The 20,941-nt window shown below is 71.8% G+C and carries 16 protein-coding genes; 12 read left to right on the top strand and 4 right to left on the bottom strand.

Annotation, left to right across the window (positions count from 1 at the left end; translation table 11 throughout):
- Window positions 1-20: 20 nt before the first annotated feature.
- The gene (locus AB0M11_RS32685; protein ID WP_365711762.1) at window positions 21-2,939 is read right to left on the bottom strand and encodes a tetratricopeptide repeat protein; all 2,919 of its coding nucleotides are present in this window, start codon (window positions 2,937-2,939) and stop codon (window positions 21-23) included.
- Window positions 2,936-4,762 carry an HSP90 family protein gene (locus AB0M11_RS32680; protein ID WP_365711745.1) on the bottom strand — a complete coding sequence of 609 codons (1,827 nt, stop codon included), beginning with the start codon at window positions 4,760-4,762 and terminating at the stop codon, window positions 2,936-2,938. Before AB0M11_RS32680 ends, AB0M11_RS32685 begins: the two co-directional genes overlap by 4 nt.
- 176 nt (window positions 4,763-4,938) lie before the next feature.
- On the opposite strand from AB0M11_RS32680, the gene recG reads away from it, so the two are divergent.
- The 8 genes from recG (at window position 4,939) to mutM (ending at window position 12,395) form a co-directional block, all read left to right on the top strand.
- The gene (recG, locus tag AB0M11_RS32675) at window positions 4,939-7,155 is read left to right on the top strand and encodes an ATP-dependent DNA helicase RecG (protein WP_365711744.1); all 2,217 of its coding nucleotides are present in this window, start codon (window positions 4,939-4,941) and stop codon (window positions 7,153-7,155) included.
- A gap of 133 nt (window positions 7,156-7,288) precedes the next feature.
- Complete coding sequence (gene rsmD, locus AB0M11_RS32670) at window positions 7,289-7,876, top strand: 16S rRNA (guanine(966)-N(2))-methyltransferase RsmD (protein ID WP_365711743.1); 588 nt, start codon at window positions 7,289-7,291, stop codon at window positions 7,874-7,876.
- 26 nt (window positions 7,877-7,902) lie between these two features.
- Entirely contained in the window at window positions 7,903-8,382 is a 480-nt protein-coding gene (coaD, locus tag AB0M11_RS32665) for a pantetheine-phosphate adenylyltransferase (protein ID WP_365711761.1), read from the top strand.
- A gap of 57 nt (window positions 8,383-8,439) precedes the next feature.
- Window positions 8,440-9,537: a cell division initiation protein gene (locus AB0M11_RS32660; protein ID WP_365711742.1), complete on the top strand. Its 1,098-nt coding sequence runs from the start codon at window positions 8,440-8,442 to the stop codon at window positions 9,535-9,537.
- A 152-nt stretch (window positions 9,538-9,689) separates the two neighbouring features.
- Complete coding sequence (locus AB0M11_RS32655) at window positions 9,690-10,340, top strand: YceD family protein (protein ID WP_132889797.1); 651 nt, start codon at window positions 9,690-9,692, stop codon at window positions 10,338-10,340.
- 2 nt (window positions 10,341-10,342) lie between these two features.
- Window positions 10,343-10,516: a 50S ribosomal protein L32 gene (rpmF, locus tag AB0M11_RS32650; RefSeq protein ID WP_003951102.1), complete on the top strand. Its 174-nt coding sequence runs from the start codon at window positions 10,343-10,345 to the stop codon at window positions 10,514-10,516.
- Window positions 10,517-10,524: 8 nt separating this feature from the next.
- On the top strand, window positions 10,525-11,379 hold the full coding sequence (rnc, locus tag AB0M11_RS32645) for a ribonuclease III (RefSeq protein WP_365711741.1): 855 nt from the start codon (window positions 10,525-10,527) through the stop codon (window positions 11,377-11,379).
- Between the two features lie 155 nt (window positions 11,380-11,534).
- Window positions 11,535-12,395 (top strand): bifunctional DNA-formamidopyrimidine glycosylase/DNA-(apurinic or apyrimidinic site) lyase, encoded by an 861-nt coding sequence (mutM, locus tag AB0M11_RS32640; RefSeq protein ID WP_365711740.1) that lies wholly within the window; start codon window positions 11,535-11,537, stop codon window positions 12,393-12,395.
- On the opposite strand, the gene AB0M11_RS32635 is transcribed toward mutM, so the two are convergent.
- The gene (locus AB0M11_RS32635; RefSeq protein WP_365711739.1) at window positions 12,368-12,787 is read right to left on the bottom strand and encodes a helix-turn-helix domain-containing protein; all 420 of its coding nucleotides are present in this window, start codon (window positions 12,785-12,787) and stop codon (window positions 12,368-12,370) included. The two genes, mutM and AB0M11_RS32635, sit on opposite strands and share 28 nt — an antisense overlap.
- Before the next feature lie 82 nt (window positions 12,788-12,869).
- Window positions 12,870-14,015: a CAP domain-containing protein gene (locus AB0M11_RS32630; RefSeq protein WP_365711738.1), complete on the bottom strand. Its 1,146-nt coding sequence runs from the start codon at window positions 14,013-14,015 to the stop codon at window positions 12,870-12,872.
- A gap of 190 nt (window positions 14,016-14,205) precedes the next feature.
- On the opposite strand from AB0M11_RS32630, the gene AB0M11_RS32625 reads away from it, so the two are divergent.
- The 4 genes from AB0M11_RS32625 (at window position 14,206) to AB0M11_RS32610 (ending at window position 20,834) form a co-directional block, all read left to right on the top strand.
- Complete coding sequence (locus AB0M11_RS32625; RefSeq protein WP_365711737.1) at window positions 14,206-14,487, top strand: acylphosphatase; 282 nt, start codon at window positions 14,206-14,208, stop codon at window positions 14,485-14,487.
- 380 nt (window positions 14,488-14,867) lie between these two features.
- A complete protein-coding gene (locus AB0M11_RS32620; protein WP_058922942.1) occupies window positions 14,868-15,071 on the top strand; it encodes a hypothetical protein in 204 nt (67 codons plus the stop codon).
- Between the two features lie 251 nt (window positions 15,072-15,322).
- Window positions 15,323-19,144: an AAA family ATPase gene (locus AB0M11_RS32615; RefSeq protein ID WP_365711736.1), complete on the top strand. Its 3,822-nt coding sequence runs from the start codon at window positions 15,323-15,325 to the stop codon at window positions 19,142-19,144.
- 271 nt (window positions 19,145-19,415) lie between these two features.
- Window positions 19,416-20,834, top strand: coding sequence for a sugar porter family MFS transporter (locus AB0M11_RS32610; protein WP_365711735.1), 1,419 nt, complete (start codon window positions 19,416-19,418; stop codon window positions 20,832-20,834).
- The last annotated feature ends 107 nt before the right edge of the window (window positions 20,835-20,941 follow it).

The following is a 20,941-nucleotide window of genomic DNA, read 5'->3' as shown; positions in this document are numbered from 1 at the left end:
CCCTCCTCCGCCCGCCGCCCTCACTCCTCCGTGGGCTCCAGCAGCTGCCGGGCCTCCGCCCGCCGGGCCCGGACCGTCTCGTCGGCCGGGTCGGCGCCCTCGTAGGCGTCCAGCACCGCACGCGCGCGTGCGGCCGCCGCGGCCGGGCGGCTGAGGTCGGCCTCCAGCCACCCCGCGGCCAGTTCCGCCGCGGTGCGGTGGTGCAGCCCGTCCTCGCCCAGCATGGCGAAGACCGAGATCGCCGCGGCCATCTCCGCGAGCGCCGCCTCGAACGCCTCCTGGATCGCCGGGTCGTCGGCGTCCTCCGGCACGGAACGCGCCAGCAGGTCGCCGAACTGCCGGTGGGTGTGACCGAGTTCCCCGGCGAGCCGGTCCGCCGCGGCCGGGTCGTCGACGGCCTCCAGCGCCGCCTCGCACTCCCGGACCGCGTCGGCCATCAGCGTCCGCGCGCCCTCCGCCCCCGCCTCGGTCCGCAGCGCCAGCCACGCGCGGGCCCGCAGCGAGCGCACCAGGAAGTGCACGTTGCCCATCGCCCGCCACAACTCGCCCGCGCGCGTGTACGCCCGGTCCGCCTCGGCGGGCAGCCCCGCGTTGCCCAGCGACTCGGCGGCCAGGTGGGCCAGGGTGGCGTGGTCGTGCTGCTCCGGCCAGTGCCGGGCGATCTCGGCCGCCTGCAACCGACGCTCGGCGGCCGCGTGGTGCTCGCCCAGCTCGCTCAGGCAGTCCCCGAGCCACCACTGGGTCTGCACGACCGCGCCGTCGCCGTGCGTCTCGGCGGTCAGGTCGGGCAGCGCCGACTCCAGCACCTCGGCGGCCTCCGCGAACCGCCCCTGGCGCAGCAGGAAGCCGCCCAGCTGGTGCCGGGCCCACGCGCCCAGCGTGCCGCTCTCGCCGGCCTCGTCGGCCCAGTGCGCGGCCTGAAGGGCGTGCTCGGCGGCCTCCTCGGCCGCCCCCCGCCCGCCGACGACCTCGGCGAGCTGCAGATGCAGCTGGGCCCGCCCCACCGGCTCCACGTACGGACCGCCGTGTTCCAGCGCCGCGCGAAGCGCCCGCTCCGCCTCGGCCAGATCGCCCTGCTCGTGGGCGAGCCCGGCCACCCGCACCTCGTACTCGACCGCGAACCACGGCAGCTCCGCACCGACGAACTGCGCCGACGCCTGCCGGAACAGCTCGCCCGCCCGCTCTCCGTCCCCGGCGTGCTCGGCCAGTTCGGCGAGCATCGCCCGCCCCTCGGCCGCCCGGGACACCAGCCGTACGTCCGACCCGCCGCGCCCGCCGACCAGCGCCAGCAGCTCCCGCACCGCCTGCTCGGCGTCCGCGGCGCCCGCGGACCGCTCGTGCACCTGACGCATCAGGATCCGCGCCCGGCTCATCAGCACGGACGCCGTCTGCCGTACGCCCGTCGCGTCCTCGGCGTACAGGGCGAGGATCCGGTCGTACGGCTCGTCGATCGCGGCCAGCGCCTCGTCCAGCTCCCCGGACAGCGCGCGGACATAGGCGGCACGCGCGTGTGCCGCGATCGCCTCGCCCTCGTCGCCCGCCTCCGCGTACAGCTCCGCCGCCCGCTCGAACAGCTCGACACCCTCCGGGCCGCGCCCCATCGCCGTGTGGTCGGCGATCTCCGCGCGGACGTACGTGTCCACCTCGGTCTCCTCGGCGGCCTCCGCGACCGCCGCCCAGGCCTCCAGGGCGTGCGGCTGCAGCGTGTCCGACAGCCTGCGCGCCTCGGCCAGCAGCGCGGGCAGCGACGGCCGCTCCGCCGAATCGGACCGCCCCGGCGCGGGCGCCTTGACGACCGGCACGTGCGGACCGGCGGCCACGGTCCGCACCGCCCGCACCCCCAGCGGCAGCCGGTCGGCGAGCGGCCGCTGCGCCATCCGCTCGCGCACCCGGTCGCCGACGTAGGAGGTGCCGTTGCGGGCGTCGAACCGCGCGGCCAGCTCCAGGGCCTGGGCGCGCGCGTGCCCGGCCAGCTCGTCCGCGGTCCAGGGCCGCCCGGCCGGCCCCGGCACCCGCTGCCCGCCGAGCCCCAGCCCGGTCAGCCGGTCCATCAGCAGCGCCACGACCGTCAGGAACTCCATCCGGCTGCGCGGCTGCCCGGTGTCCGTGAAGTAGGCGGGACGTTCCGCCACCAGCTCCAGGCCACGCGCCTCGTTGCCGGTCAGCGCGCAGAACTCGACATGGTCCGCATAGGCGCCCCGCATGCTCTCCATGGGGCGGACGAGCCGGAAGCCACGCAGGTGGTGCGCGCGGGCCTCGTCGAGGCGGCCGAGCCGCAGCAGCGGGGCCAGGGACGACGCCAGCACCGTGTGCGGCTCGTGGGCGCAGCTGTACTCGCCCTCCAGCACCGGCCCCCACACCTGGAGCGCCTGCGCGTCCCGGCCGTTCCGCAGCTGCCAGCCGCCCTGCCCGTGCAGCTCGCACGCGTGGCAGTCGGCCATCCGGTCCCGGTCCGCCGCCAGCCAGGCCGCGTACGCCCGCTCCGCGCGCGGGAGGTCACCGACGTGCGCGGCGACACTGAACTCGGCGCTGCGCACCGCCCGCTCGGAGTGCCCGGCCAGCCGGTAGCGGTGCTCCATCTCGCCCAGCCACTTCTCGATCGAGGCGAGCGGGACGTCCGGCTGGTCGAGCATGCCGGCCGTCATCCACTTGAAGACCCAGTGCAGCGAATGCGCCTCGTACTCGTCGAAGTCCTCGGGCCGCTCGTCCCACATCCGCAGCAGCCGCGCGAACGGGACGAACATCTTGTCCTTCTCGGAGCTGTAGTTGTAGACCTTCAGCTGGTGCCCGAGCGCCTCGATCACGGCGAGCGGGATGTTCAGCTTCTCGGCCGCCACCAGCAGCTGCTCGGCGCGCGCGTTGCGGGCGGGCCCCTCCGGCGCCTCGGAGTTCTCCGCCAGCGCCCGGCGCAGCGAGTCGAAGTCAGCAATCTCCATCAGTGATCGCCTTCCCCATGCGTGGCCCATTCCAGGAGGCCGATGAACGAGCGGTTGAGCAGCGCCGAGTCGGCCGGCCGCAGCGGGCGCTGGGCCATCAGCAGCGCCTGACCGTAGAGCGACTCGGTCGCGGTGCCGATCAGCTCCGGGTCCTTGAGCGAGCTGATCCGCCGGATCAGCGGGTTGAGGTGGTTGAGCACCAGCCGGGCGCGGGGCGCGCTGCCGCGCAGCGAGCCCAGGATGCCCGCCCACAGGTCGTCGGCCTGCTCCTCGGCCTGAGCGCGGGCCTGTTCGTGGCGGGCGGCGCGGTCGTCGAGGTGGAGGGCGGGCACCGAGAGGGGGTGGAAGGCGCGCAGCACGATGTCGCACTGCAGTGGGTCGAGCTTCGCCCGCGCCACCCCCAGGAACCCGGCCATCGCCAGCTCCTCAGCCGGGTCCACCGCGTCCAGGTGCGCGGTCACGGTGTCCGCGTCCAGCTCCGCGACCACCGTCCCGGGCCGCACCGACGGCAGCGCCTCGACCAGCTCACTGTCGTACGTGTAACCGCCGTTGACCACCCCGACGCCCTGCGCCGAGGCGATCGGCGCGACCTGCCGGTACTCCTCGACCGTCCGCGTGAAGTGCACCACCGGGTGCCGCTGCGCGAACTCCTCCAGCGACAGCTGCCCGTCCGTCGTCTCGAAGGGAAGCCACGGCAGCATGGTCCGCAGCATCTCCCGGTCGTGCCGCGCCAGCGACTTCACCCCGAGGTGGTGCACGGCCAGGAACGCGGAGAGCCGCTCCGGATCACCGGCCGCCAGCCCGGTCAGCCAGGACCGGATCCGCTCGCCGAGCGCCTCCCGTACGGCCGCCAGCGTCTCGTCCTCGTACAGCGACTCGCGCGAGGCCGTCGGCCGCAGACTGTCCGTGTCCAGGACGCAGCGCACGAAGAACGCCCAGTCCGGCAGCAGCTGTTCGGCCCGCTCGGTGAGCAGCATGCCCTTGAGGTGCACCCGGTGCGTGGCCCGCTGCGCCGGACTCACCGCCGACGGCAGCACGTACGCCACCCCCCGGATCCCGGCCAGCGGCACGTCCAGCGCGATCGAGTCCAGCGGCGTGAACCCGAACAGCTCGTGGCAGTGCCGGGCCAGCGCCACCCGCCGGGTGCCGGGAGAGGGGTACGGCCGGTCCCAGGGCGCCGGCAGATCGGTGACCGACTCGTCGCCCACCCGCACGTCGTACGGCAGCAGCGACCCGAAGTCCCGCGCCAGCGCCAGCACCCGCCGCTCGTCCAGCCACTCCGCCGCACCCGCCCGCGCCACCAGGTGCACGGTGGTGCCCGGCTCGGGCCGGGCCTCGGGCGCCAACGTCCGCACGCTGTACGACCCGTCGTCCCGGGCCGTCCACTCCACGGGCGGCGCGTCCGGCGTCCGGGCGCTGCGGCTGACCACCCGGATCCGCTCGGCGACCACGAAACAGGCCAGCAGCCCGATGCCGAACTGGCCCAGGAAGCCGGAGCGGGCCTCCTGCAGCCCGTCTCCCCGCTTGGAGCTGCGCCCGATCGTGGCCAGCAGGTCGTGCACGTCCGACTCGGTGAGCCCGACGCCGCTGTCCTCCACCCGCAGGGCGCTGCCGTCGGCGTAGAGCCGCACCCGCGCCGGGGCGTCGGGCTGCTCGGCCCGTCTCGCGGTGATCGCGTCCACGGCGTTCTGCAGCAGCTCGCGCAGGTAGACCTTGGGACTGGAGTACAGGTGATGGGAGAGCAGGTCCACCAGACCGCGCAGGTCGACCTGAAACGTATGAGGCGGCTGTGCTGCCTGGGATGCCTGTGAGGTCTGGGAGTCCATCGTCGCTGCGCCGAAGCCGAAGGGGGGAAGACGCGGTCGGCGCGGGGTCGGGCGGTCCCTGGTGGGGCGGTGACCGCGGAAAGGATGGCCGGAGCCCGCCATCCTATGACTCAAAACGACCGTCTGACCAGGGGTTTCCCGAACCGTATCCGGCATTGTCAGTGGCGTGGTGTGCAATGGATCTCGTGCCCGCACTGGAAGAACCACTGAAACAACCGCTGAAGTCAGTGCTCGGCCCAGCCACCGCGAAGGTGATGGCCGAGCACCTCGGCCTGCACACCGTCGGCGACCTCCTGCACCACTACCCCCGCAGATACGAGGAGCGCGGCCAGCTCACCCACCTCGCCGACCTCCCGATGGACGAGCACGTCACGGTGGTCGCCATGGTCGCCGACGCCCGCCTGCACACCTTCGCCTCCGCCAAGGCGCCCCGCGGCAAGGGCCAGCGCCTGGAGGTCACGATCACCGACGGCAGCGGCCGGCTCCAACTGGTCTTCTTCGGCAACGGCGTGCACAAGCCCCACAAGGAACTCCTGCCCGGCACCCGGGCGATGTTCGCCGGCAAGGTCTCGGTCTTCAACCGTCGCCTGCAACTGGCCCACCCGGCCTACGAACTGCTGCGCGGCGAGGACCCGGCCGAATCCGTGGAGACCTGGGCCGGAGCCCTGATCCCGCTCTACCCGGCCACCGCCAAACTGGAGTCCTGGAAGATCGGCAAGGCCGTCCAGACGGTCCTGCCCAGCGCCCAGGAGGCCCTGGACCCCCTCCCGCCGGCGCTCCGCGAGGGCCGCGGCCTGATCTCCCTCCCCGAGGCCCTCCTCAAGATCCACCGCCCGCACACCAAGGCGGACATCGCGGCCGCCCGCGACCGCCTCAAGTGGGACGAGGCGTTCGTCCTCCAGGTCGCCCTGGCCCGCCGCCGCCACACCGACGCCCTGCTCCCGGCGGTGGCCCGCGAACCGGCCCCCGACGGCCTCCTGACGGCCTTCGACGACCGGCTCCCCTTCACGCTCACGGACGGCCAGCGCAAGGTCTCGAAGGAGATCTTCGACGACCTGGCGACGGAGCATCCGATGCACCGGCTCCTCCAGGGCGAGGTCGGTTCGGGCAAAACCCTGGTCGCGCTCCGCGCCATGCTCGCCGTCGTCGACACGGGCGGTCAGGCGGCCATGCTCGCCCCCACCGAGGTCCTGGCCCAGCAGCACCACCGCTCGATCACCGAGATGATGGGCGAGCTGGCCGAGGGCGGCATGCTCGGCGGGGCGGAGCACGCCACTAAGGTCGTCCTCCTCACCGGCTCGATGGGCACGGCCGCCCGCCGCCAGGCCATGCTGGACCTGGCCACGGGCGAGGCGGGCATCGTGATCGGCACGCACGCGCTCATCGAGGACAAGGTCCAGTTCCACGACCTGGGCCTGGTCGTGGTGGACGAGCAGCACCGCTTCGGCGTCGAGCAGCGGGACGCCCTGCGCGGCAAGGGAAAGCAGCCGCCCCACCTCCTCGTCATGACCGCCACCCCCATCCCCCGCACGGTCGCGATGACGGTCTTCGGCGACCTGGAGACCTCCGTCCTGGACCAGCTCCCGGCCGGCCGCTCCCCGATCGCCACCCACGTCGTCCCGGCCGCCGACAAGCCCCACTTCCTGGCCCGCGCCTGGGAGCGGGTCAGGGAGGAGGTCGGCAACGGCCACCAGGCCTACGTCGTCTGCCCCCGCATCGGCGACGAGGAGGACGATCCGAAGAAGGCGAGGAAGACCGCCGAGGACGAGGCGGAGAAGCGCCCCCCGCTGGCCGTCCTGGAGGTGGCCGACCACCTCGCCAGGGGCCCGCTGAGCGGCCTCACGGTCGAGGTCCTGCACGGCCGGATGCACCCCGACGACAAGGACGCGGTGATGCGCCGCTTCGCCGCGGGCGACACCCACGTCCTGGTGGCCACCACGGTCATCGAGGTCGGCGTGAACGTCCCGAACGCCACCGCCATGGTCATCATGGACGCCGACCGCTTCGGCGTCTCCCAGCTCCACCAGCTGCGCGGCCGGGTGGGCCGCGGCTCGGCGCCGGGCCTGTGCCTCCTGGTCACGGAGATGCCGGAGGCGAGCCCCGCCCGCCAGCGCCTCACGGCGGTCGCCTCCACCCTGGACGGCTTCGAGCTCTCCCGCCTCGACCTGGAACAGCGCAGAGAGGGCGACGTCCTGGGCCAGGCCCAGTCGGGCGCCCGCTCCAGCCTCCGCGTCCTCGCGGTGATCGACGACGAGGAGATCATCGCGGAGGCGCGGGAGGAGGCGACGGCGCTGGTGGCCCGCGACCCCGAGCTGACCGACCTCCCGGGCCTGAGAACGGCCCTGGACGCCCTCCTGGACGAGGAGAGGGAGCAGTACCTGGAAAAGGGCTGAGCAACCACGCCCCGAAAGGGGCGCGGGGCCGTGTCGATGTGCGGCTCCGCCGCGTGGGCGCGAGCACCCCGCACGCACCTGCTGCCAGACTGAATCCGTAACCACCCCGGAAACCCCCGACCGAGGATTCGAGATGACCCGCGTGATCGCCGGCCAGGCAGGCGGACGGCGCCTCTCCGTACCGCCCGGCACAGGAACCCGGCCCACCTCCGACCGCGCACGCGAAGCCCTCTTCTCCACCTGGCAGTCCCTCCTCGGCGGCCCCCTGGACGGCGAACGCGTCCTCGACCTCTACGCGGGCTCGGGCGCCGTGGGCCTGGAGGCACTCTCCCGGGGTGCGGCCCACACCCTCCTGGTGGAGGCCGACGCGAGAGCCGCCCGCGTGGTGCGGGAGAACGTGAAGAACCTCGGCCTCCCCGGCGCCGAGGTGCGGGCGGCCAGGGCCGAGCAGGTCATCCAGACCCCGGCGCCCGCCCAGCCGTACGACCTCGTCTTCCTCGACCCGCCCTACGCCGTCGCAGATCACGATCTTCGGGAGATTCTCCTCACACTCCACTCGGGGGGCTGGCTAGCGCCGGAGGCGATCGTCACCGTGGAGCGCAGCACCAGAGGCGGCGATTTCCACTGGCCGGCCGGCTTCGAGGCCCTCCGGTCCCGTCGCTACGGCGAGGGAACGTTTTGGTACGGTCGCGCCGCCGCTACGTGCGAAGACGCACGATGACCGGACCGGAGAGCGAGGGATCACTAGTGCGCCGCGCCGTCTGTCCCGGGTCGTTCGACCCCATCACCAACGGACACCTCGACATCATTGCCCGCGCGTCCCGTCTGTACGACGAGGTCTACGTCGCGGTGATGATCAACAAGTCCAAGAAGGGCCTGTTCGAGATCGACGAGCGGATCGACCTGATCCGCACGGTCACCGCCGACTACGGCAACGTCCGGGTCGAGTCCTTCCACGGCCTCCTCGTCGACTTCTGCAAGCAGCGCGACATCCCCGCGATCGTCAAGGGCCTGCGGGCCGTCAGCGACTTCGACTACGAGCTGCAGATGGCCCAGATGAACAACGGCCTGTCGGGTGTCGAGACGCTGTTCGTGCCGACCAACCCGACCTACAGTTTCCTCTCCTCCTCATTGGTCAAGGAAGTGGCCCAGTGGGGCGGCGACATCGCCCACCTGGTTCCGCCGGCCGTGCTGGAGGCCCTCAACAAGCGTCTCGGTAAGGACTGATGGGGCTACAGTCGTCCCGTCCGTCTCCAACCCAGCTGTAGAGAGTGGCGAGCACAGGTGGACGTGCAGAAGAAGCTCGACGACATCGTGAGCGCGGTCTCCGGCGCCCGGTCCATGCCCATGTCGGCATCGTGCGTGGTCAACCGCGCCGAGCTGCTCGCGATGCTCGAAGAGCTGCGCCAGGCGCTGCCCGGCTCCCTCGCGCAGGCCCAGGAGCTGATCGGCGACCGGGACCAGATGGTCGAGCAGGCCCGGATGGAGGCCGAGCGGATCATCGAGACCGCGCACGCCGAGCGCGGCTCGCTGATCTCCGACACCGAGGTGGCCCGCCGCTCGCAGGCCGAGGCCGACCGGATCCTCGCCGAGGCCCGCCAGGAGGCCGAGGAGGTCCGCGCCGAGGCCGACGACTACGTCGACTCCAAGCTCGCCAACTTCGAGGTCGTCCTCACCAAGACCCTCGGCTCGGTCGGCCGCGGCCGCGAGAAGCTGCTCGGCACCGGCCCCGGCCTGGACGAGCAGGGCTACGAGGACGAGGACGCCCCCGAGCGCAGCCACGACCCCGAGACCCTGCGCCGGGACGCCGACGCGTACGTCGACGCCAAGCTCGGCGCCTTCGAGGCGGTCCTCGCCAAGACCCTGGAAGCGGTCGGCAAGGGCCGCGCCAAGCTGCACGGCCGGATCGCCACCGACGACCTCGGCGCCCTCGCCGACGACACCACGACCTTCCAGCACTCCAGCGACGCCGACTACCTGGCCGACCTCGCGGCCCTCGCCGACCAGGACCAACGGGCGGCCCAGGCCGAGCAGCCCGCCGCCGCGCAGTCCCCGCAGCAGCCGCAGTACGACCAGCAGCCCCCGCAGCAGCCAGGGGCGCAGGATCCGTACGGCTACCCCCAGCAGCAGCCCGTCTACGCCCAGCAGGACGCGTACGGCTACCAGCAGGACCCCTACGGCTACCAGCAGGCCGATCCCTACGCGGCGGCCGCCTACCAGGGCTACGACACCGGCCAGCAGCCCGTCTACGACCCCCAGCAGCAGCCGGCGGCCCAGCACCAGCAGCACCAGTCGTACGCGCTCGACGAGACCAGCCTCTTCGACACCGGCATGATCACGCCGGAGCAGTTGCGCGCCTACGAGCAGGGCCGGGGCCTGTAGGACCGGGCGGAAGACAGCCCAGGACCGGCGGATTGGGCCGACAGCGAAAGGTCCAGTATCCTGGCTCTTCGGTCGCGTCTACGTCCGCGATCCACGCTGCCCGGAGACATCTCCGGACGGCGTCCCTCTGAACTCGAAGATCGAAAGCAGGAATGGCTCCTCACGCGCGTCTCGACCACCGCAACCCGTTCGTGTTCGACACGCACGAGCTGGGGCGGCGTCCCGGTGCGCTGCAGCGCCTGACCCGCACGGTCGACGCTCCCGAGGACTTCGGGATCAAGGGGGTCATCGGAGTGCCGCAGGGCGCCCCGGTGGAGCTCGAACTCCGGCTCGAGTCGGTCATGGAAGGTGTGCTCGTCACAGGCACCGCCCGTGCACAGGCCGAGGGGGAGTGCGTAAGGTGTCTGGAGCCGGTCGAGCAGGAGCTCGAAGCGGACTTCCAGGAACTGTTCTCGTACCCTGACGCCGACGACCGGGGCCGCGTGATCGCGGAACCGGGCGACGACGCCGAGGACGACGAGGACAGGTTCTTCATCGAGGACGGCCTGTTCGACCTCGAACCCGTGCTGCGTGATGCGGTGGTGCTCGCACTGCCGATGCAGCCGGTGTGCCAGGACGACTGCCTGGGCCTGTGCTCCGAGTGCGGAGCCCGGCTCACGGACGACCCGGACCACCACCATGACGCCGTCGACATCCGTTGGGCGGCTTTGCAGGGACTCGCCGGTTCCATGAAGGACGGCGAGAAGGACGAGATGAGCGGCGCTGACGCGGAAGCGGGCGTCGACGAGAAGCAGGAGAAGTAGCCGTGGCTGTTCCGAAGCGGAAGATGTCGCGCAGCAACACGCGCCACCGCCGGTCGCAGTGGAAGGCTGCGGTCCCCACCCTGGTTGCGTGCGAGCGCTGCCACGAGCCCAAGCAGCAGCACATCGCGTGCCCGTCTTGCGGCACCTACAACAAGCGCCAGGTCCTCGAAGTCTGAGCGGCCAGGTGAGAGGCACTGTGTCCAGTCCAAAGAAGGGCGATGAGCCCAAGGCGGACCCAACCGCCAAGAAGAAGGCGGACAGCACGGCCTCGTCCCACACGCTTCTGGAAGGGCGGCTCGGCTACAAGCTTGAGTCCGCCCTTCTGGTGCGTGCGCTGACCCACCGTTCCTACGCGTACGAGAACGGCGGTCTGCCGACGAATGAGCGGCTGGAGTTCCTCGGTGACTCCGTCCTCGGTCTCGTCGTCACGGACACGCTGTACAAGACCCACCCCGACCTGCCCGAGGGCCAGCTGGCCAAGCTGCGGGCCGCGGTGGTGAACTCGCGTGCGCTCGCGGAGGTGGGCCGCGGTCTCGACCTGGGTTCCTTCATCCGGCTCGGCCGGGGTGAAGAGGGCACGGGCGGCCGGGACAAGGCGTCCATCCTCGCCGACACCCTGGAAGCGGTGATCGGCGCGGTCTATCTCGACCAGGGCCTCGACTCGGCGTCCGAGCTGGTGCACCGGCTCTTCGACCCGCTGATCGAGAAGTCCTCGAACCTCGGAGCCGGCCTGGACTGGAAGACCAGTCTCCAGGAGCTCACCGCGACGGAGGGCCTCGGCGTGCCCGAGTACCTGGTCACGGAGACCGGCCCCGACCACGAGAAGACCTTCACTGCTGCCGCCCGCGTCGGAGGCGTCTCGTACGGCACCGGCACCGGCCGCAGCAAGAAGGAGGCGGAGCAGCAGGCCGCCGAGTCCGCCTGGCGCGCCATCCGCGCCGCCGCGGACGAGCGTGCCAAGGCCGCGGCAGCCGAGCAGGCGGCCGCAGCCGAGGCCGAGCAGGACGACGACTCGTCGTCGTCCGCCGCCTCCGCCTGACGAACAGCACTGCCAGAACAGCTCAGTCAGAACAGCACAGTCAGAACAGCACAGTCAGAACAGCACAGTCCGAGCGCCCGCACCCGGCAGTCGAAGGGGCGGGCGCTCGGAGTCTTCCATGGTCTTGTCTTCCATGGTCCTTCCCGGGAGCCCCGATGCCTGAACTGCCCGAGGTGGAGGTCGTACGGCGCGGCCTGGAGCGGTGGGTCGCCCATCGCGTGGTGGCCGAGGCCGAGGTCCTGCACCCGCGTGCCGTACGCCGGCACCTGGCCGGCGCCGACGACTTCACGCACCGGCTCAAGGGACACCGCGTCGGCATCCCGAGCCGACGCGGCAAGTACCTGTGGCTGCCGTTGGAGGACACCAACCAGTCGGTCCTCGCGCACCTCGGCATGAGCGGTCAGCTGCTGGTCCAGCCGCACGAGGCGGCCGAGGAGAAGCACCTGCGCATCCGCGTCAGGTTCGCCGACGGCCTGGGTACGGAACTCCGGTTCGTCGACCAACGCACCTTCGGCGGACTGTCGTTGCACGACAACACCCCCGACGGGCTGCCGGACGTCATCGCGCACATCGCGCGCGACCCCCTCGACCCGCTGTTCGACGACGAGGCCTTCCACCAGGCCCTGCGCCGGAAGCGGACCACCATCAAGAGGGCGCTCCTCGACCAGTCGTTGATCAGCGGAGTCGGCAACATCTACGCCGACGAGGCACTGTGGCGCGCCCGCGTCCACTACGAGCTGCCGACGGCCGGCTTCACCCGCCCCCGCACCGCCGAACTCCTCGGCCACGTGCGGGACGTGATGAACGCGGCCCTGGCCGTAGGCGGCACCAGCTTCGACAGCCTGTACGTCAACGTCAACGGCGAGTCGGGGTACTTCGACCGCTCACTGGACGCCTACGGCCGCGAGGGGCTGCCCTGCCGGCGGTGCGGTACGCCGATGCGCAGGCGGCCCTGGATGAACCGGTCCAGCTACTTCTGCCCGACGTGTCAGCGGGCGCCGCGCGTCTCGTCGTAGCGCTCGCGGGCGGCCAGCACCTCGTCCATCCTGCTCTCCACGAAGTGGACGACGGCCAGGAGGCGCTCGGCGACCTCGTGGCCGAGCGGGGTGAGCTCGTAGTCGACGCGCGGCGGGTTGGTCGGCTGCGCCTCCCGGTGCACCAGGCCGTCGCGCTCCAGTGCCTGGAGCGTCTGGGAGAGCATCTTCTCGCTGACGCCGTCCACGCGCCGGCGCAGCTCGTTGAACCGGAACGACCCCTCGTGCAGCGCGCTCAGGGTGAGCCCGCCCCAGCGGCCCATGACGTGTTCAAGGGTGGTGCGGGAGGGACAGGCCCGGGCGAAGACGTCGTACGGCGGCTGCGGCTGCGGCTGCGGCTGCGGCTCCGCGACGCTGTCCTGGGTGATGGTCATGCGTCAAGCCTAAGGGAGCACGACGCTAACCGACAGGGTGCGCTAACTGTTGGTTAGCGCACTGATCGCCGCAGTCTGCCGGCTAGTACCCGAAGTCCTGCGTCCACCACGGGCCGCCGTCGCCCAGGTGCACCCCGACCCCGAGCGTCTTGAAGTCGCAGTTCAGGATGTTGGCCCGGTGGCCCTCGCTGTTCATCCAGGCGTCCATGACGTCCTGGGCGGTGGCCTGGCCGCGGGCTATGTTCTCGCCGCCGAGGTCGGATATTCCGGCCGCCGCGGCCCGGTCCCACGGAGTGTTGCCGTCGGGATCGGTGTGGTCGAAGAAGTCCCGCGCTGCCATGTCGTCGCTGAACGCCTCGGCCAGCCCGGTCAGCGATGGGTTCGCCGACAGCGCGCTGCAGCCGACCTTGGCCCGCTCCTCGTTCACCAGCTTCAGCACCTCGGCCTCGACGGCGGCCTCGTCCGCGGAGGCGACCGGTGTCGCGGTCCGCACCGGCGCCTTGGTGGCCGTCCGGCTCGGGGTGGCCGTCGGCTCCGTGGAGGGCGTGGCGGTGGGCGCCGGCTTCCCGGCCGGCGTCTTCGCCGGGGCGGGCGACGCGGAGTCGGACGCGGGGGCGGCGGAGGCGGCGGACTTCGAGGCGGACGCCGTCGGCGTGGGCGAGACGGGGCGCCGGGTGTCCCGGCTGGTCGACGAGCCGGTGCCGCGGCCCTCGGCGCTGCCCGAGGTGCCGCCCTGCTCGGCGGCCGTGTTGCCGGGCGCGCCGCCGGCCTGCACCCGCTCGCCGCCGGTCGTGCTGCTGTCGCCGCCGAGCCGGTAGCTCTCCAGGCCCGGCACCACGCCGGTGGCCACCGCGACGGTGCCGATGGCGACGGCGGCGGAGACCCCGAGCAGCCCGGTGGCCACGGGGCGCCCCGACTTCTTCCGCCGCCGGTGCCCACCGCCCGAGGGGGAGCCGCCGGCCGGGGCGAACTCCTCGGCCGGGTACCCGGCGGGGCTCATGAAGCGGGCGAAGTCGTCCTCGCTCGCGAACAGGTAGGCCGAGCTGCGCGCCTCGGTGTCGGCGTACTGCTCCTGACGCAGGTAGGCCGCCGTGCCCGTGCCGTGGCGGAGGCCCGCGTACGAGTCCTGGAGGCCCCGGCCGCCCGGGGAGGAGCCGCGGTTCTCCGTGGTCTCCGTGGCGCGGCCCGTGGCGGCGCGGCCGGCGGCGTGGCGTCGGTGGCGGCCCATGTCCTTGCCCTCTTCCCTCGTCCTCGCGGTCGGGGTCGACCAGGGGCCGCTGTGGCCGATGACTCCTTCTGGTCAACCGGACCCACTCGATCGAGTGAGTTTCAGATGAGAATCGTTTGGGTGGGGACGGTACCCCAAACCACTGCGGGAGGAAGTGCCCCGAGTGACATTGGCCGGTTAGGTTGCACCCATGAGCGAGGATGTGCGACTGGTCGCCTGGGTCCGTGGACGCGTGCAGGGTGTGGGTTTCCGCTGGTTCACGCGGGCCAAGGCACTGGAGATCGGGGGCCTGAGTGGTTTTGCTCTCAATCTGGGCGACGGCCGCGTCCAGGTGGTCGCGGAGGGCTCCCGGGCGGGCTGCGAAGGACTCCTCGGCTGGCTCCAGGGCGGTGACACGCCCGGGAGGGTCGAGGGTGTCACCGAGATCTGGGACACACCACGGGGCGGCTACGACGGCTTCGCCATCCGCTGATCCCGCGCCGTGCGGCCGCGCGGCGCACGCGGAGCGAACTGCCACCGGCATGTGCCCCGAGCAGAAAGGGCCTGGTGGTTGCCAAGAACCGCGGGTCGTGGCAGGCTCCGCACTTACAGCTGATGCCACGCCCTGAGGGCCCCGCGGCAGTCGCAGTGCCGCCCGGCCAGGGCCGCCCGACCGCGGGTTCGCCCGCCAATACGGGGCGTGATCGTGTTGACCGTCAAACTTTTTGGTGAGACGCTGAAAGCCCCGCGCACCTTAGTTGTTTGGCATGGCGCAACAGTCGAGCAACACTCGGATGTGCCAAGCACCGCGGGTGCGATCCCTCACGACCCACACCGCTTCGGTCGGTCACTCAGTGTGGAGGACCATCCATCATGGCAAAGGCGCTTCTCGGTTACGTCGGCGGCTCCGACCCGCGACTCCTCGCCGAGATGCGACGGCTCCAGCAGCGTGTCCAGGACCTCGAATCCGAGCTCGTACGGATCCAGGCCGAGAACGACGCGCTGACGGCTGCCGCTTCTCACGACAGGATCATGGAGAGCATCGACGCACACCAGGCGGAGCCTGCGCTCACCTGATCGCTGCATCGCTCCACGACAGCACATGCAGTGGTTGGGCAGCCCATATCAACCGCTTGAGTTGTCAAGATTTGCAAGGGACGCCACCGGCGTCCCTTCTTTCTTGCCCCCGAGCCCGAGCCGGACCTTCCAGCCCCGCGCATCCTTTCACCTTCTTTAACGTCTGGTGTGCCCTGCGTGTTCATCCGCGAAACCGCGCGGTTGCGAGGCTTCGTGGAGTGCGGTAGCGCCGCCGGGTAGAGTCCCACGGCGTGCACCTCAAGGCCCTGACCCTCCGCGGGTTCAAGTCGTTCGCCTCGGCGACCACGCTCCGGTTCGAGCCGGGGATCACGTGCGTCGTCGGTCCGAACGGCTCGGGCAAGTCCAACGTGGTGGACGCGCTCACCTGGGTCATGGGCGAGCACAGCGCCAAGTCACTGCGCGGCGGCAAGATGGAGGACGTCATCTTCGCCGGCACCACCGGCCGCCCGCCGCTGGGCCGCGCCGAGGTGTCCCTGACCATCGACAACTCCGACGGCGCCCTGCCCATCGAGTACGCCGAGGTCACCATCACGCGGATCATGTTCCGCAACGGCGGCAGCGAGTACCAGATCAACGGCGACACCTGCCGCCTCCTGGACATCCAGGAACTCCTCTCCGACTCCGGCATCGGCCGCGAGATGCACGTCATCGTCGGCCAGGGCCAGCTCGACTCCGTCCTGCACGCGGACCCGATGGGCCGCCGCGCCTTCATCGAGGAGGCGGCCGGCGTCCTCAAGCACCGCAAGCGCAAGGAGAAGGCGCTGCGCAAGCTGGACGCGATGCAGGCGAACCTGGCCCGCGTCCAGGACCTGACCGACGAGCTCCGCCGCCAGCTCAAGCCGCTCGGCCGGCAGGCCGCGGTCGCACGCCGGGCAGCCGTCATCCAGGCGGACCTGCGCGACGCCCGCCTGCGCCTGCTCGCCGACGACCTCGTACGGCTGCGCAACGCGCTCCAGACCGAGATCGCCGACGAGGCCGCCCTCAAGGAACGCAAGGAAGCCGCCGAGCAGGAGCTGAAGAAGGCTCTCCAGCGGGAGGCCCTCCTGGAGGACGAGGTACGGCAGCTCACCCCGCGCCTGCAGCGGGCCCAGCAGACCTGGTACGAGCTCTCCCAGCTCGCCGAACGCGTCCGCGGCACCATCTCGCTGGCCGACGCCCGGGTGAAGAGCGCCACCTCCGCGCCCCCCGAGGAACGGCGCGGCCGCGACCCCGAGGACATGGAGCGCGAGGCCCACCGCATCCGCGAGCAGGAGGCCGAGCTGGAGGCCTCCCTGGAGGCGGCCCAGCACGCCCTGGACGACACCGTCGCCCACCGCGCCGAGCTGGAGCGTGCGCTCGCCCTTGAGGAGCGGCGCCTGAAGGACGTCGCCCGCTCCATCGCCGACCGCCGCGAGAGCCTGGCCCGGCTGAACGGCCAGGTGGGGGCGGCCCGCTCCCGCGCCGCGTCCGCCCAGGCCGAGATCGACCGGCTGGCCGCCGCCCGCGACGAGGCCCAGGAGCGGGCGGTCTCGGCGCAGGAGGAGTACGAGGCGCTGAAGGCGGAGGTCGACGGCCTCGACGCCGGCGACGAGGAACTGGCCGCACAGCACGACCAGGCCAGGCACCGCCTCACCGAGGCCGAGGCGGCCCTGACCGCGGCCCGCGAGGCGGTCACCACGGCGGAACGCGAGCGCGCGGCGACCCAGGCCCGCCACGAGGCGCTGGCGCTGGGCCTGCGCCGCAAGGACGGCACGGGCATACTGCTCGGCGCCCGGGACCGCCTCACCGGCATCCTGGGCCCCGCGGCAGAACTCCTCACGGTCACCCCGGGCCACGAGACCGCCCTGGCAGCAGCCTTCGGCACGGCCGCGGACGCCATCGCCGTGGCCACCCCGGCATCCGCAGCCGACGCCATCCGCCTCCTGCGCAAACAGGACGGCGGCAGAGCAGCCCTCCTGCTGGCGGCACCCCCTGAAGCCCCCCAAGCCGTCCCGACCGGCTACGACGCCCCCACAACCACAATCGCCGACGCCGAGGCAGCGCCCCAAGGGGGCGCGGGGAACGGCGCGACGAGCCACGACGTACCCGCAGCCGGAATCGCGGGTGCCGGGGCAGTGCCCCGAGGAGGCGCGGGGAACGGCGCGACGAGCCACGACGCCCCCGCAGCCGGAATCGCGGGTGCCGAGGCAGTGCCCCGAGGGGGCGCGGGGAACGGCGCGACGAGCCACGACGGCGCGGCGGACGACCGACGACCTGCCACGACGCCCCCCTCACTGCACCTCGCCTCCGACCTGGTCCGCGGCCCCGCCGACCTCATGCCCGCCGTCCGCCGCCTCCTGCACGGCATCGTCGTCGTCGACACCCTTGAGGCCGCCGAAGACCTCGTCCACCACCACCCCCACCTCACCGCCGTCACCGCCGAAGGCGACCTCCTCGGCGCCCACTTCGCCCACGGCGGCTCCGCCGGTGCGCCCAGCCTGCTCGAAGTACAGGCCTCCGTGGACGAGGCCGCCGCCGAACTCGAAGAGCTGGCCGTCCGCTGCGAGGAGCTGGCCGAGGCCCAGCACGCGGCGGAGGAGCGGCGCAGGGAGTGCGCGGCGCTCGTCGAGGAGCTGGCCGAGCGGCGCCGCGCCGCCGACCGTGAGAAGTCGGCGGTCGCCCAGCAGCTCGGCCGCCTCGCCGGACAGGCGCGCGGCGCGGCAGGCGAGGCGGAACGCTCCACCGCGGCCGCCGCCCGCGCCCAGGACGCCCTCGACAAGGCCCTCGAAGAGGTCGAGATCCTCGCCGAGCGCCTCGCCGTGGCCGAGGAGATGCCCGTCGAGGAGGAACCCGACACCTCCGCACGGGACCGGCTCGCCGCCGACGGCGCCAACGCCCGCCAGACCGAGATGGAGGCCCGCCTCCAGGTCCGTACCCACGAGGAGCGGGTCAAGGGTCTGGCCGGCCGTGCCGACTCCCTCGACCGCGCCGCCCGCGCGGAACGCGAGGCACGCGCGCGTGCCGAACAGCGCCGGGCCCGGCTGCGCCACGAGGCGGCGGTCGCGGAGGCCGTCGCCGCCGGCGCGCGGCAACTGCTCGCGCACGTCGAGGTCTCGGTCGGCCGGGCGGAGCGGGAACGCGGAGCGGCCGAGGCCGCCAAGGCCCACCGCGAGCAGGAACTGGCCGCCGCCCGCAGCACCGGCCGCGACCTCAAGGCGGAGCTCGACAAACTCACGGATTCAGTTCACCGAGGCGAGGTACTCGGAGCGGAGAAGCGGCTGCGGATCGAGCAGCTGGAGGCCAAGGCGCTGGAGGAGCTCGGTGTCGAACCGGCGGGGCTCGTCGAGGAGTACGGTCCGCACCAGCTCGTGCCGCCCTCGCCCGCCGCCGAAGGCGAGGTGCTGCCGGACGACCCCGAGCACCCGCGCAACCAGCCCAAGCCCTTCCACCGGGCCGAGCAGGAACGCCGGCTCAAGGCGGCCGAGCGGGCCTACCAGCAGCTCGGCAAGGTGAACCCGCTGGCCCTGGAGGAGTTCGCGGCCCTTGAGGAGCGGCACAAGTTCCTCAGTGAGCAGCTGGAGGACCTGAAGAAGACCCGCGCCGACCTGCTGCAGGTCGTGAAGGAGGTCGACGAACGTGTCGAACAGGTCTTCACGGAGGCGTACCGGGACACGGCGAGGGAGTTCGAGGGCGTCTTCAGCCGTCTCTTCCCGGGCGGTGAAGGGCGGCTGATCCTCACCGACCCCGACAACATGCTCACCACGGGTGTGGACGTCGAGGCCCGCCCGCCGGGCAAGAAGGTCAAGCGGCTCTCCCTGCTGTCCGGCGGCGAACGCTCGCTGACCGCGGTCGCGATGCTGGTGTCGATCTTCAAGGCCCGCCCCAGCCCGTTCTACGTCATGGACGAGGTCGAGGCGGCCCTGGACGACACCAACCTGCAGCGGCTGATCCGCATCATGCAGGAGCTCCAGGAGTCGTCCCAGCTCATCGTGATCACGCACCAGAAGCGCACGATGGAGGTCGCCGACGCGCTGTACGGCGTCTCCATGCAGGGCGACGGTGTGTCGAAGGTCATCAGCCAGCGGCTTCGCTGACACGGGGTCCTGGCCGACGGTCCGAGCGCGGCGCCGTTGTGGCTGGTCGCGCAGTTCCCCCTGTGCCCCCTTGGAGGGGTGTCACCCCACCATCCTTCAAGAATTGAACGCATTTTCCTTGCGTGGTATCTGCAACTTCACACTGCATCCGCTATTGACTTCGAAACTTGAAGGCATAGTCTCTGCAACGTTGCTTTTACCTTCAGGTATGAGGACCTGAGAGGGCTCACCCCCACCCCGGCAGCGTTGCCGGTGGCCCGAGGAGTTTCTTGTGACCAGCACTACGCAGGCACCCCAGTCAGCAGCCGGGACGGCTCACCCCGATCACCTGGGGCACGTCATCTTCATCGCGGCGGCGGCCGCGATGGGCGGTTTTCTGTTCGGCTACGACAGCTCGGTCATCAACGGTGCCGTCGAGGCGATCCGCAGCCGCTACGACATCGGGTCGGCGGCCCTCGCCCAGGTCATCGCCGTCGCCCTGATCGGCTGCGCCATCGGCGCCGCGACCGCGGGCCGGACAGCCGACCGGATCGGCCGTATCCGCTGCATGCAGATCGCGGCCGTGCTGTTCACCATCAGCGCCGTGGGCTCGGCGCTGCCCTTCGACCTCTGGGACCGCGCGCTCTGGCGGATCATCGGCGGCTTCGCCATCGGCATGGCCTCCGTCATCGGCCCCGCCTACATCGCGGAGGTGGCCCCGCCCGCCTACCGCGGCCGCCTCGGCTCCTTCCAGCAGGCCGCGATCGTCGTCGGCATCGCCATCTCACAGCTGGTCAACTGGGGTCTGCTCAACGCCGCCGGCGGTGACCAGCGGGGCAAGCTGATGGGCCTGGAGGCCTGGCAGGTCATGCTCGGCGTGATGGTGATCCCGGCCGTCCTCTACGGCCTGCTCTCCTTCGCGATCCCCGAGTCCCCCCGCTTCCTGCTCTCCGTCGGCAAGCGGGAGCGCGCCCGCGCGATCCTCGAAGAGGTCGAGGGCAAGAACGCCGACCTGGACGCCCGGGTCGCCGAGATCGAGCACGCGATGAAGAGCGAGCACAAGTCGACGTTCAAGGACCTGCTCGGCGGCTCGTTCTTCTTCAAGCCGATCGTCTGGATCGGCATCGGCCTCTCGGTCTTCCAGCAGTTCGTCGGCATCAACGTCGCGTTCTACTACTCCTCCACGCTGTGGCAGTCGGTGGGCGTCGACCCGACGGACTCGTTCTTCTACTCCTTCACGACGTCGATCATCAACATCATCGGCACCGTGATCGCGATGATCTTCGTGGACCGCGTCGGCCGCAAGCCGCTGGCGCTCATAGGGTCGGTCGGCATGGTCGTCGGCCTCGCCCTGGAGGCCTGGGCCTTCTCCTACGACCTCGTCGACGGGAAGCTGCCGGCCACGCAGGGCTGGATCGCCCTGATCGCCGCCCACGTCTTCGTCCTCTTCTTCGCCCTGTCCTGGGGTGTGGTCGTCTGGGTCTTCCTCGGCGAGATGTTCCCGAACCGGATCCGCGCCGCCGCCCTGGGCGTGGCCGCCTCCGCGCAGTGGATCGCCAACTGGGCCATCACCGCGAGCTTCCCGTCGCTGGCCGACTGGAACCTCTCCGGCACCTACGTGATCTACACGGTCTTCGCGGCCCTCTCCATCCCGTTCGTCCTCAAGTACGTCAAGGAGACGAAGGGCAAGTCCCTGGAGGAAATGGGCTGAGCCGCCCCCCTGACTCGAGGAGAAGGGCCAAGTCCCCGCTGCCCCTCTCCTCGTATCCCCCGTCGCCCCCCCCCGGGCCGGCCCCCGCGGGGGGGCGGGGTTTGGCC

Origin of the sequence: Streptomyces sp. NPDC051987, assembly GCF_040680735.1 — a bacterium.
Classification (GTDB): domain Bacteria; phylum Actinomycetota; class Actinomycetes; order Streptomycetales; family Streptomycetaceae; genus Streptomyces.
This window is presented reverse-complemented; position numbering and strand designations above follow the sequence as displayed.

Excerpts from the sequence above, each read along its gene's own strand:
- AB0M11_RS32680 (WP_365711745.1), bottom strand. The coding sequence starts at position 4,762 with ATGGACTCCCAGACCTCACAGGCATCCCAGGCAGCACAGCCGCCTCAT.
- AB0M11_RS32630 (WP_365711738.1), bottom strand. The coding sequence starts at position 14,015 with ATGGGCCGCCACCGACGCCACGCCGCCGGCCGCGCCGCCACGGGCCGC.
- AB0M11_RS32620 (WP_058922942.1), top strand. The coding sequence starts at position 14,868 with ATGGCAAAGGCGCTTCTCGGTTACGTCGGCGGCTCCGACCCGCGACTC.
- AB0M11_RS32625 (WP_365711737.1), top strand. The coding sequence starts at position 14,206 with ATGAGCGAGGATGTGCGACTGGTCGCCTGGGTCCGTGGACGCGTGCAG.
- recG (WP_365711744.1), top strand. The coding sequence starts at position 4,939 with ATGGATCTCGTGCCCGCACTGGAAGAACCACTGAAACAACCGCTGAAG.
- AB0M11_RS32655 (WP_132889797.1), top strand. The coding sequence starts at position 9,690 with ATGGCTCCTCACGCGCGTCTCGACCACCGCAACCCGTTCGTGTTCGAC.
- rsmD (WP_365711743.1), top strand. The coding sequence starts at position 7,289 with ATGACCCGCGTGATCGCCGGCCAGGCAGGCGGACGGCGCCTCTCCGTA.
- mutM (WP_365711740.1), top strand. The coding sequence starts at position 11,535 with ATGCCTGAACTGCCCGAGGTGGAGGTCGTACGGCGCGGCCTGGAGCGG.
- AB0M11_RS32635 (WP_365711739.1), bottom strand. The coding sequence starts at position 12,787 with ATGACCATCACCCAGGACAGCGTCGCGGAGCCGCAGCCGCAGCCGCAG.